Genomic DNA, 14,018 nt, shown 5'->3' with positions numbered 1-14,018 from the left:
TGCCGTTTCCGGCCATCCTTGCGGCTCCCCTCGATTTCAGCTAATGCGCGCTTTTGCCGCCGGAGAGCAGAAGCTTGGACGATCACCGCGCCGACGTCGCCATCATCATGGGCAGCCAGTCCGATTGGGCGACGATGCGCCACGCCGCCGAAACGCTTGAGGCGCTTGGAATTCCGCACAAGCGCCTGATCGTCTCGGCCCACCGCACGCCCGACCGGCTCTATGACTTCGCCAAGGGCGCCAAGGCGGCCGGCTACAAGGTGATCATCGCCGGTGCCGGCGGTGCGGCGCATCTGCCCGGCATGACGGCGGCGATGACGCCGCTGCCGGTGTTCGGCGTGCCGGTGGAATCAAAGACGCTGTCGGGCCAGGACTCGCTGCTATCAATCGTGCAGATGCCGGCCGGCATTCCGGTCGGCACTTTGGCCATCGGCAAGGCCGGCGCTGCCAACGCTGCACTTCTGGCCGCCGCGGTGCTGGCGCTGAGCGACGAAAAGCTCGCCGCCCGGCTGGATAGCTGGCGCGCCGCGCAGACCGCCAAGGTGGCCGCCGAGCCCACGGACGCGCCGTGAGCCTGCCGGCGGGATCGAGCATCGGCATCATCGGCGGCGGCCAGCTTGGCCGCATGCTGGCGATGGCCGCGGCCCGCCTCGGCTACCGCATCGTCGTGCTGGAGCCGCAGCCGGATTGCCCGGCGGCACAGGTCGCCAACCGGCAGATCGTCGCCGCCTATGACGACGCGGCCGCGCTTAGCGAGCTGGCTGCGGCCAGTGCCGTCGTTACTTATGAATTCGAGAACGTACCGGTCGCGGCCGCCGCGGCACTTGCCTCTACGGTGCCGGTCTATCCGCCGGCACGCGCACTGGAAGTGGCGCAGGACCGGCTGGCGGAAAAGAAATTCCTCAACGGCATCGGCATACCGACCGCGGATTTCAGCCCCGTCGACAATGACCAGGAACTGACGGCTGCGCTGAAACAGTTCAACGGCAGCGGCATATTGAAGACGCGCCGCATGGGCTATGACGGCAAGGGCCAGCGTGTCTTCCGCAACATGGAAACAGGCGGCTTTGCCGGCACTTGCGAGGCGATGGGCAACGTGCCGTTGATCCTGGAATCCTTCGTCACCTTCGAGCGCGAGATTTCGGTGATCGCCGCGCGCGGCAGCGACGGCTCGCTCGCCGCCTACGATCCAGCGTGGAATGTCCATCGCAACGGTATTCTTCACAGCTCGACGCTGCCGGCCGGAGTAAAATCCGAGACGGCGGCTGCGGCTCAAACGGCGGCGGCAGAGATCCTTGCAGCGCTCGACTATGTCGGCGTCATCGGCGTCGAATTCTTTGTCCTTGCCGACGGTTCGCTGTTGGCCAACGAGATAGCGCCGCGCGTCCACAATTCCGGCCACTGGACGGAGGCCGCCTGCACCATCTCGCAATTCGAGCAGCACATCCGCGCCGTCGCCGGCCTGCCGCTGGGAAATCCCGCCCGGCAGTTCGACTGCGTCATGGAAAACCTGATCGGCGACGATGTCAGGCGCGTTCCTGAGCTGCTCGCCGAGCCCGATCTGATGCTGCACCTCTATGGCAAGGCCGAGGCGCGGCCCGGCCGCAAGATGGGCCATTTTACGCGCGTGAGCCGCCGCAGCTAGAGCATGATCCCGAACCGAAGGTCCGCGCTAGCGAAAAGTGGAATCCGGATTTCGGAAAAGATCATGCTCAAACACAAAGTTAGAACCTACGCTTACTGGATTTCGCCGCTCTCGTCCTCGTCGGGGCTGGCGCAGCTCACATCGCCTTCCGCGCAGGTCGAATCGGCGGTGAGCTGCTTGGTGCGATCGTCGGTCAGCCGCGTCAGGCATTCCGATATCAGCATCGGATAGATCGAGCCGCCTTCGCTGTCCGCGGCGGAATAGCTGCATTCCGCGTCGCGAAAAGCGATCCAGGCGCGCTGCGCCGTCTGCAACAGCTTCCTGGCTTTTGCGTCACTTCCGCCGATGAGATCCTGGTAGGCCTTGTTGAGCTTGGCGTCGGCGGATTTGTAGTCCGCGTCGGCGCAGATGTTCATCATCTGCTGGCTGTCGTCGTTGCGGTCGCATTCCTGCGCATAGGCAGCAGAACCTGCCGCGAGGACGACAAGACAGGCGGACACAAGAATTCGGCGCATGACGATCTCCAATTCGCAACCGCATCATTCCAGCCGTCTCAACCCTGCGCAACGCCGCAAGACGCCAGTGGCGGATATTTGATGATACGAAACGGTCCGTATCGTTTAGGCAACGCGCTTGCGGTTGACACGGGCAACGCTCCTCGTCTATGAGCCACGCACAGTTCAAAGGCGCGTCTGTGGGCGCGCCTTAATAATTCGGCCCGTGACCGGGCCCAGACCGACGGGCAAGACCATGAAAATCAAGAATTCGCTCAAGGCGTTGAAGGCGCGTCACCGCGACAACCAGCTGGTTCGTCGCAAGGGCCGCATCTACATCATCAACAAGACCGCGCCGCGCTACAAGGCGCGCCAGGGTTGAGTTTTCGACGGAGGCTGCGCGCCTCCGTTCGCATGATACGACTCTCACGCTAAATTCAGTTTGACGATCCGGCGTCGGGGGCTAGATTCCCGCGATGCGGATTCTTTTTGCATTTTTCACGGCTTTCCTCGTTTCCGGCGCTGTCTCGCTGCCGGCGTGGGCTGAAGATCCGACCACAACTCCGCCGACAGCACCTCCGGTCGTCAAGACGAAACAGGCGCGGCTCGATCAGCTGTTTGCCGATCTCAAACGCGAACGCAATGAAAAGGCGGCCGAGCGCATCGCCGGACGGATCGGCAGCGAGTGGTCCCAGTCGGGCAGCGCCTCTATCGACCTGATGATGCAATGGTCGCAGAAGGCGATCGAAAACCAGAAATTCGATGTTGCACTCGATTTCCTCGATCAGGTGGTGACTTTGCAGCCGACCTATGCGGAAGGCTGGAACCGGCGCGCCACTGTTCATTTCATAATGAAGAACTACGGGAAGTCGATGGCGGACATCGACCGCACCCTGCAGCTCGAACCACGCCATTTCGGCGCGCTTTCGGGCCTGGCTCAGATCATGGCCGAAACCGGCCACAAGCAGTCGGCACTTGAGGCCTGGCAGCGCGTGCTCGGCATCTACCCAATGATGCGCAGCGCCCAGGACCAGGTCGCCGCACTTTCCGAGGAGCTTGCCGGCGAAGGCATTTGAGACCAGTAAGGGAGTAGGGGAATAGGGGAGTAAGGTAGTAAGGTAGTATGTGAGAGGTGCAGATTGCACTGTGGCACACATGCGCCCTACTCCCCTACTCCTGAACCGGTCACAGGCTGATGCAAGCTGGCGGAGTTCGGCGTCTATCCTAACCCGACTGCCGTCGATGCGCCCGGCTGGCGCCGTGTTTACGACGCGCCATGCAGCCGGCCTATCCGGCAGCCGCGGCCGACATTAGCGGCCGACTTCCGATCCGACATAGGCGATGCGCAACATGTTGGTCGAGCCCGGCGTCCTCAGCGGCACGCCGGCCGTGATGATGACGCGGTCGCCCGGCTTGCCGAAACCTTCATCGAAGGCGATGCGGCAGGCGCGGTCGACCATGTCGTCGAGGTCGCTGGCGTCGGGGGAAACGACGCAATGCGTGCCCCACAACAGCGACAGCCGCCGCGCCGTGTTGAGGATCGGCGACAGCGCCACGATCGGCACTTGCGGCCGCTCGCGCGCGGCGCGCAAGCCGGTCGTGCCGGACGCGGTATAGGTGATGATCGCCGACAGCTTCAGCGTCTCGGCTATTTCGCGGGCGGCGAGCGAAATCGCGTCGGCTCCGGTCGCTTCCGGTTCCGAGCGCTGCGCGTTGATAATTCCGGCATAGGTCGGGTCGGTTTCGACCTTGGTGGCGATCCGGTTCATCATCGCCACCGCCTCGACCGGATAGGCGCCGGCGGCGGACTCCGCCGAAAGCATGATCGCGTCGGCGCCTTCAAACACGGCGATCGACACGTCCGACACCTCGGCCCGCGTCGGCACCGGCGCGGTGATCATCGATTCCAGCATCTGCGTGGCGATCACCACCGGCTTGCCGGCACGGCGCGCGGCGCGGGTAATCTGCTTCTGAATGCCAGGCACGGCTTCGAGAGGCATCTCGACGCCGAGATCGCCGCGGGCGACCATCAGCGCATCCGAAAGCTCGATGATCTCGGCCAGCCGGGCGACGGCCTGCGGCTTTTCGATCTTGGCCATGATCAGCGCCCGGCCGCGTGCGATCTTGCGCGCTTCGGCCAGGTCCTCGGGCCGCTGCACGAAGGACAGCGCCACCCAGTCGACGCCGGTCGCCAGAACCGCGTCGAGATCCCGGCGGTCCTTTTCCGTCAGCGCGCCGACCGGCAGGTCGGTGTCGGGCAGGCTGACGCCCTTCTTGTCGGAAATGGTGGTGCCGGCGACGACGGTGCAGACGATCGCCTTGCCGTTGCTGCTGACCGCCTTGAGCTCGAGCTTGCCGTCGTCGATCAGCAGGCGATGACCAGCCTCGACCGAACGCAGGATTTCGGGATGCGGCAGGTAGACCCTCGTCGAATTGCCGGGCTCGGCATTGTCGTCGAGCGTGAAGGTCTGACCGGCGGTCAGCACCTCTTTGCCGTTGGCGAACTTGCCGACGCGCAGCTTTGGCCCTTGCAGGTCGGCGAGAACGCCGATCGGCCGGCCGACCGCCTCCTCGACGGCACGAATGCGGCCGACAAGCGTACGCATCAATTCATGGTCGGTGTGGCTCATATTGATGCGGAACACGTCGGCGCCGGCTTCGAACAGCTTCTTCAGCATCTCCTCGGACGAGGAGGCCGGACCGATGGTGGCGAGGATCTTGACCTTGCGGCTGCGTCTCATTGACTGTTTGTTCCCGGGGCGGCTGGAGCGCCATCCGTTGCGGGCTCGTCAGTCAGCTGGACCATCCAGCTTGCCTGCTCGCCCGTGTCATATTCCTGGAATCCGGCGCGCTGAAAGCCCCGGGCGACGCAATCGGTAACGCCGGCGATCTTGAACTCTTTTTCGGCCACGCACATGTTGATCGGGCCATCCCAGCGTCCGCCGCGCTCGGCGTCTTCTGCATAAAGATAGTAAAACCTTGATGACAACGGTCCCTCGATCAGCGTCTTGCAGCTCGATCCTTCGATGTGCCACCAGCCTTCGGTGATCCAGCCGGCTTTGGCGCGATAGCCGATGCCGACACCGACCAGGTTCTGCGTGGCGTTGCAGACCCGGAAATCGGCCCGTGCCGGCGAGGCCGAAATCACCGCGAAAAGACCCATGGCCGGTACCAGGAGCGGCATGGCCAAGGCGTGGCGCACACGCAGCCTGCCGGCGAAACCCATCCTGAAACCCCTCAAGAACCACATTTGCATCTCTCAACGCCCCTTTTCGGAAAAGTCCGTACGCATGTCAACGCGCCGATCTGTCCAATTCCAATCGATTTAGAAGGCTCTGGCGCGCTTGCGGTCGCCCCTGCTCATTTTTTTGGCAGAAACCGTGGCCAAACAACGGCATTGCGCAAGCGTTCTCTTCGTGGAATGACGATACCACCTCCCCGAAAGCCAGCGAACAGACCTTTCCCGCCAATGACCCGATCCACAGTTTTCGCGCCTTTCGATATCGTCGAAGGCGATCGCAAGCGCGGCATGGTGCTTCTGGCCGATCACGCCCGCCGCGACCTGCCGGAGGAGTATGGCAGTCTCGGCCTGCCGGCGGCGGAGTTCGACCGCCACATCGCCTACGACATCGGCGTCGAGACTGTAACCCGCGAACTCGCAAGTCTGCTCGGCGTTCCGGCGGTGCTTGCCAATTTTTCGCGACTGCTGATCGACCCCAATCGCGGCGAAGACGATCCAACGCTGATTCGCCAGCTCTATGACGGCACCGTCATCCCGGGAAATTATCCCATGGCCCCGGAGGAGCGCGAAAGACGGCTGGGCCGCTTTTACCGCCCCTATCATGATGCCGTCGGCGCCATGATCGCCTCTGTGGCGCGAGCATCCGCGCGGGTACCCTTCATCTTTTCGGTGCATTCCTTCACACCGACCATGCAGGGATTCGTGCGGCCGTGGCACGTCGGCATATTGTGGGACCTGGACGACCGCGTTGCGCGGCCGCTGATCGACATGCTCGCCGAGGACAAGAGCCTCATCGTCGGCGACAACGAACCCTATGACGGCGCACTGCGCGGCGATACCATGTTCAGGCACGCCATCGTCAACGGCTTTGCCCATGCGCTGCTCGAGGTCCGCCAGGACCTGATCGCCGACCACAAGGGTGCCCTCGCCTGGGCCGAACGGCTGGCGCCGATCGTTGACGCGATAGATCGACGTGCCGATATACATGCGGTGAAAATATTCGGCTCGCGCACCGGGCCGGTATGATGAGGCCCAAGGGAGGCCAACATGACATGACCGAACTCAGCGACGAACAAAAGCGTGATTTCGAAGCCGCTGCCTTCCGCCGGCTGGTCGCGCATCTGCGCGAGCGTTCCGACGTACAGAACATCGACCTGATGAACCTCGCCGGCTTCTGCCGCAACTGCCTGTCCAACTGGTACCGCGACGCGGCGCAAGCCGAGGGTGTCGAACTCAGCAAGGACCGGTCGCGCGAAATCATCTACGGCATGCCCTATGCCGAGTGGCAGGCCCTGAACCAGATCGAGGCCTCCGACGCCAAGAAGGCCGAGTTCGAGGCAAGGCGCCCCAGGGACCACTAGGGTCACAATCCATCGCGCTGAACGACCTTCACGAATGGTTTGCCGCCAAATGGGAGGACTGCCGTGCCTAAGATTGACGTTGCCGACGTGCCCGGACGCAAGGGCTCATCCTATCCACCGCCGTTCGATGCACCCTGTGCCGAACGCGTGCGGCAGCGGCTAGGCAACGCAGGCGGGCTCACCGACTTCGGCATCAATCTCATGCGCCTGCCGCCGGGCAACTGGTCGAGCCAGCGCCACTGGCATTCGCACGAAGACGAATTCGTCTACGTGCTTGAAGGCGAGCTGACGCTCGTCGAAGATGCCGGCGAGACGGTGCTGCGCGCCGGTGATTGCGCGGCCTTTCCGAAAGGATCAGGCAACGGCCATCACATGATCAATAAATCGGGCGCGATGGCGATCTATCTCGAAGTCGGTTCGCGCTGGCCCGACGACGTCGCCACCTGCTCCGACATCGACATGATGGGCACCAACGCTGACGGCCGGTTTGTGCACAAGGATGGCGCGCCTTATCCCGAGCCATAGGGATTTCGGAGTGGACCGCCGAGATGGTTGGCCGACGCGAGAGGACGTAGCGTCTGGTCCAAGCACTTTCGGCGAAGAGCGCTTGACTGTGAATTGAATCGATCTAATTTGCCGCGCAACGCCATTTCCGGACCGGATTCTACCCGATGGACGCGCAGAAAATCACGCAGATCGCGATTCGTGGACGCTGGGCAGTGGCCGGCATCTTCCTCGCCAACGGCTTCTTGACCGGCAGTTGGGCGCCGCAGATCCCGGTGTTCCTGACGCGACTCGACATTTCGAAGTTCACGCTCGGCTTGCTGATTCTTTTGTTCGGTGCCGGCGCCGTCACTGCCATGACCTGGTGCGGCCATCTGATCTCGAAGCATGGCTCGCGCACGGTGCTGCGCTGGTTCGGACTTGCCGGCAGCTTCGGCCTTTTGGTTGTGGCTCTGGCCCCCAACGTGCCCCTTGCGGCCGTCGCCATGTTCATCTTCGGCGGTTCGATCGGCGGCATGGACGTCGCCATGAATGCCAATGCAGTGGCAGTCGAACGGCGGCTGTCCCGTGCCATCATGTCGTCCTCGCACGGCTTCTGGAGCCTTGGCGGTTTCGCCGGCGGCGCTTTGGGCGGTTTCGCCATCCAGAACTACGGTCACCTCGCCCATGCGACGGTGGTGACGGCTCTTGCCTTTGCCGTAATCGCCGTAGCGGTCCGCTACCTGATCGCCGAGGACAAGCACCCAGTCGCCGAGCACCACAAATTCGCGCTGCCGGCAAACCCGCTGGTCTATCTGGTTGGGCTGATGGCGCTGCTGACGATGATCTCCGAAGGTGCGGTACTCGACTGGGCGGCGCTGTATCTCAGGCAGGAGCTCGGCGCCGATCTTGCCATCGCAGGCCTGGCCTATGCCGCCTTTTCCGGAGTCATGGCCATCATGCGCTTCCTCGGCGATGGCGTCCGCAACCGTTTCGGTGCCGTTACGACGTTGCGCGCCTCGGCCCTTGCCGCTGCTGCCGGCATGCTGGTGGCCGGGCTGGCTCCCTCGCCTTGGCTGGCCATTGCCGCCTTCGCTTTTTGCGGCCTCGGCATTGCCAACATGGTGCCGATCATTTTTTCGGCCGGCGGCAACCAGGAAGGCATGGCGTCCGGCACAGGCATGAGCGTCGTCACCACAATGGGTTACTCAGGCATTCTGGTGGCGCCGTCGGCGATCGGCTTCATCGCCGAACACTCGAGCTTCGGCCCGATCTTCGTCGCACTGTCCGGGCTGCTGGTCGTCGTGCTGTTGATGGCCGGCCTCGCTCACCGCGCCGAATTCGCTGCCGAGCCTGCACCGGCTGAATAGCGCTTGAACTCTTCGTAGAGGAAATCCGCGACGCGGCGGATGCGGACGCTGGTACGCACGTCGCGGTGCATGGCCAGCCACACCGGCAGCGTCGGCAGCGGGAGACCCGGCAGCACTGTCTCGACCAGCGGATCACGGTCGGCGAGCGGCTCCTGGCCAAAGCCGATGCCGTTTCCCGCCCGCACCGCTTCCCACAGCACGATCTGATTATCGGTCCTGAAGCGGAAGGCATTGCGGGCGAGCGCGACGCCGAACTGGGCGAAGCCGCGAATGATTTCATCGCTGCGGTCGAAGCCGACCAGATCATGGCCGGCAAGATCGCGGGCCTCGCGCGGACGGCCACGCCGGTCGAGGTAGGATTTTGCCGCGCAGGCGCGGAGCGGAATGTCGGTCACCTTGCGCGCGACCAGTTCATTCTGCGCCGGCTTGACCATGCGGATGGCGATATCGGCGTCGCGACGCAGCAGATTCTCGACCTGGTTCGAGGCGACGATCTCGACTTCGATGCCCGGCTCCTCGAACCCAAGCCTCGCTGTGATTTCCGGCAGCACATAGGCCGCCACCACTTCGCTGGCGGCAATGCGCACCGTACCCTCTATCGCCTCGACCGATCCCAGCGCCAGCAGCGAAAAGGCGCTCGCCTGCTCGCTCACCGCGCGGCCCCGTTCAAAGAGCGTGTTGCCCGCTTCCGTGAGCGCGTAGCCACGCCGCCCGCGCCGGAAGAGCGTGACACCGAGCGCCTGTTCCAGCTCGGTGATGTGGCGGCCGAGCGTCGGCTGGCTCGCGGCAAGTTTTCGCGCGGCGGCCGACAGGCTGCCGGTCTCCGCCACGGTGACGAAACTCTTGATCAGGTTCCAGTCAATATCCATTCAAAATTGAATATCATATCGCCAATCGTAGTCAATTTTCATTCGTTTGCGAAGAGACAATATTGGGGTCGTAACGCAACACGGAGACGAACAATGACCACGATCGCAATTCTCGGCGCCAATGGCCGCCTCGGCCGCACGGTCGCCAAGGCCTTCCTCGATGCCGGCTACGATGTCCGTGCCATCACCCGCAGCGGCAAGGTGCCGGCCGAGCTCAAAGGCGCCACGGCGATCGCCGGCGACGCGCTCGACCGTGCTGCGCTGATCCGCGCGACCGAAGGCGTCGATATCATTTTCAACGGCCTCAACCCGCTCTACACCGACTGGAGCAAATGCCTGCCGATGGCCGAGAATGTGATGGCTGCCTGCCGGGCGAACGGCGCGCTGCATCTCTTCCCGGGCACCGTCTACAATTACGGCTCGCCGATGCCGGCGGTGATCGCCGAAGACACGCCGTTTCGCCCGACAACGGAAAAGGGCCGCATCCGCGTCGCCATGGAAGATCTGTTTCGCCGCGAGGCCGATGCGGGTCGGGTGCGCACGATCCTGCTGCGCGCTGGTGATTTCTTCGGCGGCAGCGGCAGCGGATCGTGGTTCGATCTGGTTGTTGCCGCCAAGATAACCAAGGGTGTCTATACCGCCCCAGGGCCGGTCGATCTCGTGCATGAATGGGCCTATCTGCCCGACCTGGCCAAGGCCTTCGTCGGGCTGGCTGACAATCTCGACAAGCTCGGCTCCTACGAGGCGCTGAACTTTCCTGGCCATGCGGTGACCGATCTGGACATCAAGGCGGCCGCGGAGAAGGCGCTCGGACGCACGCTGAAACTGACGTCGATGCCGTGGTGGGTGCTGCGTGCCGGCGGCCCGTTCGTGGCGATGTGGCGCGAGATCGTTTCGATGTCCTATCTCCGCTTCGAGCCGCACCGGCTGGTTTCAGGCAGGCTGGAAAGCGTTATCGGTACGATCCCGCACACGCCGCTGGAAAATGCAGTGTCGGAAGCGCTCGAGGATATCGGCATCGCCACGCTCAAGACGACGCAAAAAGTTGCCTAACAACAAACCAAAAAAAGGCGGATGGCCAGATGGTCATCCGCCGCTTGTCACGACCAATGATTGCGGTCAGATCCGGCCCATCAACAGCAGCACCAGGACAACGATCAGAATGACGCCGACGATGCCGGATGGTCCGTAACCCCAGGACCGGGAATGCGGCCACGCCGGAACCGCGCCGATCAGAATAAGAATAAGGATAATGATGAGAATGGTGCTGATCGTCATCAGAAAATCCTCGCTTTGAGGTTGCAATGACGGAACAATGCAGAAGGCCGCCCATTGTTCCCGGGCGGCCTTTGCTTGATCAGGACGGCGATCCGGACTCTATTCGGCGGCCTTCGGGAAGGCGATCGCCGGTTCGGCGCCCAGATCGGCGTCCAGGCCTTTCGACGGGATTTCGGCCTTTCGACGCCCCAACAGGCGACTGAACCAGCCACGACGCGCACCGGGTTTGACCTTGGCGCGAGTGAACACCATCAGCATCGACGGCGTCACCACCAGCGTCAGCACGGTGGCGAAGGACAGCCCGAAGACGATCGCCGAAGACAGCGAAATCCACCATTGCGTCGACGGCGCGTTGATCGTCGTCTCGTGATGGAAGATTTCGAGGCCGAGGCCGAAGGCGATCGGCAGCACGCCGAGGATCGCCGATACCGCCGTCAGCACCACCGGGCGGGCACGCTCGCGGCAGGTCTGCAGCACGGCTTCGTATTTGTCCCAGCCCTCTTCGCGCAACCGGTCATAGGTGTCGATCAGCACGATGTTGTTGTTCACCACCACCCCGGCCAGCGCGATGACACCGATGCCCGACATGACGATGCCGAATGCCTCTCCCGTCAGCAGCAGCCCGAGGAACACGCCGATCGTCGCCATGACCACGCAGGACAGCACCAGCCAGACGCTGGTGAACTTGTTGAACTGCGCCAGAAGCACGATGAAAATCAGGAAGATCGCCGCACCGAAGGCTTTGCTGAGGAAGGCGCCGGCCTCCGCGCTGTCCTCATTCGAGCCGGCAAGCTTCCAGCGAATGCCGCTGCCGAGGTTCATGTCGGCGACAGCTTTGGTGACCTCCTGCTGGACGGCTGCCACCTGGGCGCCGGCAGCGACGTTGGCCTGGACGACCACAGTTCGCGCGCCGTCGATGCGGTTGAGGATACCGACCGTCGGCTCCGGCTTGCGCACGACGAAGTTCGAGATCGGCACCGAGCCTTGCGCGGTCTGCACCCGCAGTTCGTCGAGCGTTGACAGCGTGCGCCGATCCTCGGGCAGGCGCAGCCTGATGTCGACTGCATCGTCGGCGCCGGCGGGCCGGTATTCGCTGAGCTTCAGCCCGTTGGTCACCAGTTGCACGACCGTCCCGACCGCGGTTGGGCTGATGCCGTACTGCGCCGCCTTGGCGCGATCGACCTCGAGCGCCCAGTCAACGCCGGGCGGCGCCAGACCGTCGGAAATATCGATGACGCCGGGCACCTTGGCAATGCGCGCGGCGACCGCGCGGGCCTTGTCGTCAAGGCCCTTCGGATCTACGGCCGAAAGCCTGATCTGGATCGGCTTGCCTGTAGGCGGGCCGGCTTCCGGCACGCGAACCTCGACGTCGACACCGGGAATGCCAGCCATCACGCCGCGCAGTTCGTCCAGGATTGAGTTCGCCGATTTACGCTCGCGCCAGTCGACGAATTCGTACTGGATCACGCCAACCACGTCTTCCGGAACATCCTGGCCGCCGCCCTGCGTCTTGCCGACACGGGTATAGACAGACTTCACGCCCGGCCAACCGAGCAGCCGATTTTCCGCGGTCTTGGTGGCCGCGTCCATTTCGGCAAGCGAAAGATTGCCGCGGGCGTGGACATAGAGCAGGCCGTAGTCAGGCTCGACATTCGGGAAGAATTCGACGCCGGCGCCGAATTTCGAATAGGCGTAGCCGACGCCGAACAACAGCGCCACAGTGAGGACAAGCACGGTGATGGGATAATGCACCGCCTGCTTGACCACGGCCATGTACCAGCCGTCGCGATTGTCGTCGGGGTGATGGGCCGGCGCCTTGGCAAATATCGCGCCCAGCGTCGGCGCGAAGACCAGCGCATAGAGCATCGAGGCCGAGAGCGTCACGATCAGCGTGATCGGCATGTATTTCATGAAGTCGCCGATAATGCCCGGCCAGAACAACAGCGGCGAGAAGGCGGCAATGCGCGTCATCGTCGCCGCGATGACCGGGCCGGCCATGCGCTTGGCGGCAAGCGCGAACGCTTGCTCCTTCGGCATGCCCTCGCTCATGCGTCGCTCGGCGAATTCGGTGACGATGATGGCGTCGTCGACCAGCATGCCGACCGCCAGGATGAGGCTGAACAGCACGATCATGTTGATCGTGTAGCCCATCATTGCCAGCAACAGGATGCCGATCAGGAAGGACGAGGGGATGGCCAATCCGATCAGCAGCGAGGCACGGCCAGACAGCGCGTAGAGAATGACGATGAACACCAGGATGACGGCGATCATCACGTGGTTCTGCAGGTCGCCGAGCAACTGGTTCACGAAGACGGACTTGTCTTGCGTGTAGGTGACGTGCATGCCCTCCGGCATCGTCTTGATGAAGGCGTCGGACACCTCCCTGACCTTGCCAATCGTATCGATCAGGTTGGAGCCGATGCGCTTCTTCACCTCGATGGCGATCGCCGGCTTGCCGTCGAGGCGGGTGACCGTCTCGGCGTCCTTGAATGTGGAGCGGATGGTGGCAATGTCCTTGGCCTGCACCACCGCATTGGGGCCGGCGACGACCGGAAGCGCCGCCACATCCTCCGGTGTCTCGATAAGCGAGGGCACCTTGACCGCGTATTTGCCCTCGGATCCTTCGATGTTGCCGGCGGCGACAAGACTGTTGGAAGCGCCGACCGCACCGATCAACTGGTCGAGCTGCAGCCCGTAGGAAGACAGCTTCATCGGATCGATGACCACTTCGACGAGGTCGTCGCGCGCACCCTGCAGCGAGCCCTCGAGCACGCCAGGCACTTCCTCGATGCGGTCGCGCAGCTCGCGCGCCGCCGCCGTCAGCACGCGCTCGGGCACCTCGCCCGACAGCGTCACGACCAGGACGGGGAACTCGGAGATATTGACCTCGGAGACCACGGGCTCCTCAGCCGCTTGCGGCAGGTCGGCCTTGCCGTCCTGCACCTTGCTGCGTGTGTCCTGCAGCGCGGTGGCGAGATCCGTCTGTGGCTGGAATTCGACCAGCACATAACCGCCGCCCTGGAAGGCGGCCGAGCGCATCTCCTTGAGGCCTTTCAGGCTCTTCAGCTTGGCTTCCATCGGCCGCAGCAGGAGGCGCTCGGAGTCTTCCGGCGAGATGCCCTGGTAGATCAGGCTGACATACATCATCGGAATCGGAACGTCCGGTTCCGCTTCCTTCGGCGTCGACTGGTAGGCGACCGCACCGGCAAGGATGAGAAAGACCAGGACCGCAATGGTCAGCCGGGCATTGCTGATAGCAAGTTTGACGATGTCCATG

General features: G+C 63.4%; 15 protein-coding genes. 9 read left to right on the top strand and 6 right to left on the bottom strand.

Annotated elements, in window-relative coordinates; translation table 11 throughout:
* Nucleotides 1–74: 74 nt before the first annotated feature.
* Together purE and X773_RS62625 are read left to right on the top strand one after the other, a co-directional pair.
* The gene (gene purE, locus X773_RS62630; protein WP_023678468.1) at nt 75–572 is read left to right on the top strand and encodes a 5-(carboxyamino)imidazole ribonucleotide mutase; all 498 of its coding nucleotides are present in this window, start codon (nt 75–77) and stop codon (nt 570–572) included.
* Nucleotides 569–1,645 carry a 5-(carboxyamino)imidazole ribonucleotide synthase gene (locus X773_RS62625; protein WP_023678467.1) on the top strand — a complete coding sequence of 359 codons (1,077 nt, stop codon included), beginning with the start codon at nt 569–571 and terminating at the stop codon, nt 1,643–1,645. The genes purE and X773_RS62625 overlap by 4 nt, the downstream gene beginning before the upstream one ends.
* A gap of 92 nt (nt 1,646–1,737) precedes the next feature.
* On the opposite strand, the gene X773_RS62620 is transcribed toward X773_RS62625, so the two are convergent.
* The gene (locus tag X773_RS62620; RefSeq protein ID WP_023678466.1) at nt 1,738–2,160 is read right to left on the bottom strand and encodes a lysozyme inhibitor LprI family protein; all 423 of its coding nucleotides are present in this window, start codon (nt 2,158–2,160) and stop codon (nt 1,738–1,740) included.
* 235 nt (nt 2,161–2,395) lie between these two features.
* On the opposite strand from X773_RS62620, the gene ykgO reads away from it, so the two are divergent.
* Complete coding sequence (ykgO, locus tag X773_RS62615) at nt 2,396–2,521, top strand: type B 50S ribosomal protein L36 (protein ID WP_006203764.1); 126 nt, start codon at nt 2,396–2,398, stop codon at nt 2,519–2,521.
* A 94-nt stretch (nt 2,522–2,615) separates the two neighbouring features.
* Nucleotides 2,616–3,215, top strand: a complete 600-nt coding sequence (locus X773_RS62610) for a hypothetical protein (RefSeq protein ID WP_023678465.1) — start codon at nt 2,616–2,618, stop codon at nt 3,213–3,215.
* A gap of 234 nt (nt 3,216–3,449) precedes the next feature.
* Here the strand turns inward: X773_RS62610 and pyk are convergent, their stop codons facing one another.
* Nucleotides 3,450–4,880 carry a pyruvate kinase gene (gene pyk / locus X773_RS62605; RefSeq protein ID WP_023678464.1) on the bottom strand — a complete coding sequence of 477 codons (1,431 nt, stop codon included), beginning with the start codon at nt 4,878–4,880 and terminating at the stop codon, nt 3,450–3,452.
* Nucleotides 4,877–5,365: a DUF1036 domain-containing protein gene (locus X773_RS62600; RefSeq protein ID WP_031212141.1), complete on the bottom strand. Its 489-nt coding sequence runs from the start codon at nt 5,363–5,365 to the stop codon at nt 4,877–4,879. The genes pyk and X773_RS62600 overlap by 4 nt, the downstream gene beginning before the upstream one ends.
* Before the next feature lie 243 nt (nt 5,366–5,608).
* On the opposite strand from X773_RS62600, the gene X773_RS62595 reads away from it, so the two are divergent.
* The 4 genes from X773_RS62595 to X773_RS62580 all read left to right on the top strand — a co-directional run bounded on the left by X773_RS62595 (nt 5,609) and on the right by X773_RS62580 (nt 8,594).
* Nucleotides 5,609–6,406: an N-formylglutamate amidohydrolase gene (locus tag X773_RS62595; RefSeq protein ID WP_023678462.1), complete on the top strand. Its 798-nt coding sequence runs from the start codon at nt 5,609–5,611 to the stop codon at nt 6,404–6,406.
* 26 nt (nt 6,407–6,432) lie between these two features.
* Entirely contained in the window at nt 6,433–6,741 is a 309-nt protein-coding gene (locus X773_RS62590) for a DUF1244 domain-containing protein (RefSeq protein WP_023678461.1), read from the top strand.
* A gap of 63 nt (nt 6,742–6,804) precedes the next feature.
* The gene (locus X773_RS62585) at nt 6,805–7,266 is read left to right on the top strand and encodes a cupin domain-containing protein (protein ID WP_023678460.1); all 462 of its coding nucleotides are present in this window, start codon (nt 6,805–6,807) and stop codon (nt 7,264–7,266) included.
* 146 nt (nt 7,267–7,412) lie between these two features.
* Nucleotides 7,413–8,594 carry an MFS transporter gene (locus X773_RS62580; RefSeq protein WP_023678459.1) on the top strand — a complete coding sequence of 394 codons (1,182 nt, stop codon included), beginning with the start codon at nt 7,413–7,415 and terminating at the stop codon, nt 8,592–8,594.
* On the opposite strand, the gene X773_RS62575 is transcribed toward X773_RS62580, so the two are convergent.
* A complete protein-coding gene (locus X773_RS62575) occupies nt 8,552–9,463 on the bottom strand; it encodes a LysR family transcriptional regulator (protein ID WP_023678458.1) in 912 nt (303 codons plus the stop codon). The two genes, X773_RS62580 and X773_RS62575, sit on opposite strands and share 43 nt — an antisense overlap.
* Before the next feature lie 93 nt (nt 9,464–9,556).
* On the opposite strand from X773_RS62575, the gene X773_RS62570 reads away from it, so the two are divergent.
* Nucleotides 9,557–10,516 carry an NAD-dependent epimerase/dehydratase family protein gene (locus tag X773_RS62570; RefSeq protein WP_023678457.1) on the top strand — a complete coding sequence of 320 codons (960 nt, stop codon included), beginning with the start codon at nt 9,557–9,559 and terminating at the stop codon, nt 10,514–10,516.
* A 66-nt stretch (nt 10,517–10,582) separates the two neighbouring features.
* On the opposite strand, the gene X773_RS74760 is transcribed toward X773_RS62570, so the two are convergent.
* Together X773_RS74760 and X773_RS62560 are read right to left on the bottom strand one after the other, a co-directional pair.
* The gene (locus X773_RS74760) at nt 10,583–10,741 is read right to left on the bottom strand and encodes a DUF3309 family protein (protein WP_023678456.1); all 159 of its coding nucleotides are present in this window, start codon (nt 10,739–10,741) and stop codon (nt 10,583–10,585) included.
* 99 nt (nt 10,742–10,840) lie between these two features.
* Nucleotides 10,841–14,017 (bottom strand): efflux RND transporter permease subunit, encoded by a 3,177-nt coding sequence (locus X773_RS62560; protein WP_023678455.1) that lies wholly within the window; start codon nt 14,015–14,017, stop codon nt 10,841–10,843.
* Between the last annotated feature and the right edge of the window lies 1 nt (nt 14,018).

The organism is Mesorhizobium sp. LSJC280B00 (genome assembly GCF_000502835.1).
Taxonomy (GTDB): Bacteria; Pseudomonadota; Alphaproteobacteria; order Rhizobiales; family Rhizobiaceae; genus Mesorhizobium.
This window is presented reverse-complemented; position numbering and strand designations above follow the sequence as displayed.

What these genes read in the sequence shown, in the direction of transcription:
- X773_RS62575 (WP_023678458.1), bottom strand. Translation starts at nt 9,463, where the DNA reads ATGGATATTGACTGGAACCTGATCAAGAGTTTCGTCACCGTGGCGGAG.
- X773_RS62600 (WP_031212141.1), bottom strand. Translation starts at nt 5,365, where the DNA reads ATGGGTTTCGCCGGCAGGCTGCGTGTGCGCCACGCCTTGGCCATGCCG.
- X773_RS62560 (WP_023678455.1), bottom strand. Translation starts at nt 14,017, where the DNA reads ATGGACATCGTCAAACTTGCTATCAGCAATGCCCGGCTGACCATTGCG.
- X773_RS62570 (WP_023678457.1), top strand. Translation starts at nt 9,557, where the DNA reads ATGACCACGATCGCAATTCTCGGCGCCAATGGCCGCCTCGGCCGCACG.
- X773_RS74760 (WP_023678456.1), bottom strand. Translation starts at nt 10,741, where the DNA reads ATGACGATCAGCACCATTCTCATCATTATCCTTATTCTTATTCTGATC.
- X773_RS62620 (WP_023678466.1), bottom strand. Translation starts at nt 2,160, where the DNA reads ATGCGCCGAATTCTTGTGTCCGCCTGTCTTGTCGTCCTCGCGGCAGGT.
- X773_RS62590 (WP_023678461.1), top strand. Translation starts at nt 6,433, where the DNA reads ATGACCGAACTCAGCGACGAACAAAAGCGTGATTTCGAAGCCGCTGCC.
- ykgO (WP_006203764.1), top strand. Translation starts at nt 2,396, where the DNA reads ATGAAAATCAAGAATTCGCTCAAGGCGTTGAAGGCGCGTCACCGCGAC.
- pyk (WP_023678464.1), bottom strand. Translation starts at nt 4,880, where the DNA reads ATGAGACGCAGCCGCAAGGTCAAGATCCTCGCCACCATCGGTCCGGCC.
- X773_RS62610 (WP_023678465.1), top strand. Translation starts at nt 2,616, where the DNA reads ATGCGGATTCTTTTTGCATTTTTCACGGCTTTCCTCGTTTCCGGCGCT.
- X773_RS62580 (WP_023678459.1), top strand. Translation starts at nt 7,413, where the DNA reads ATGGACGCGCAGAAAATCACGCAGATCGCGATTCGTGGACGCTGGGCA.
- X773_RS62595 (WP_023678462.1), top strand. Translation starts at nt 5,609, where the DNA reads ATGACCCGATCCACAGTTTTCGCGCCTTTCGATATCGTCGAAGGCGAT.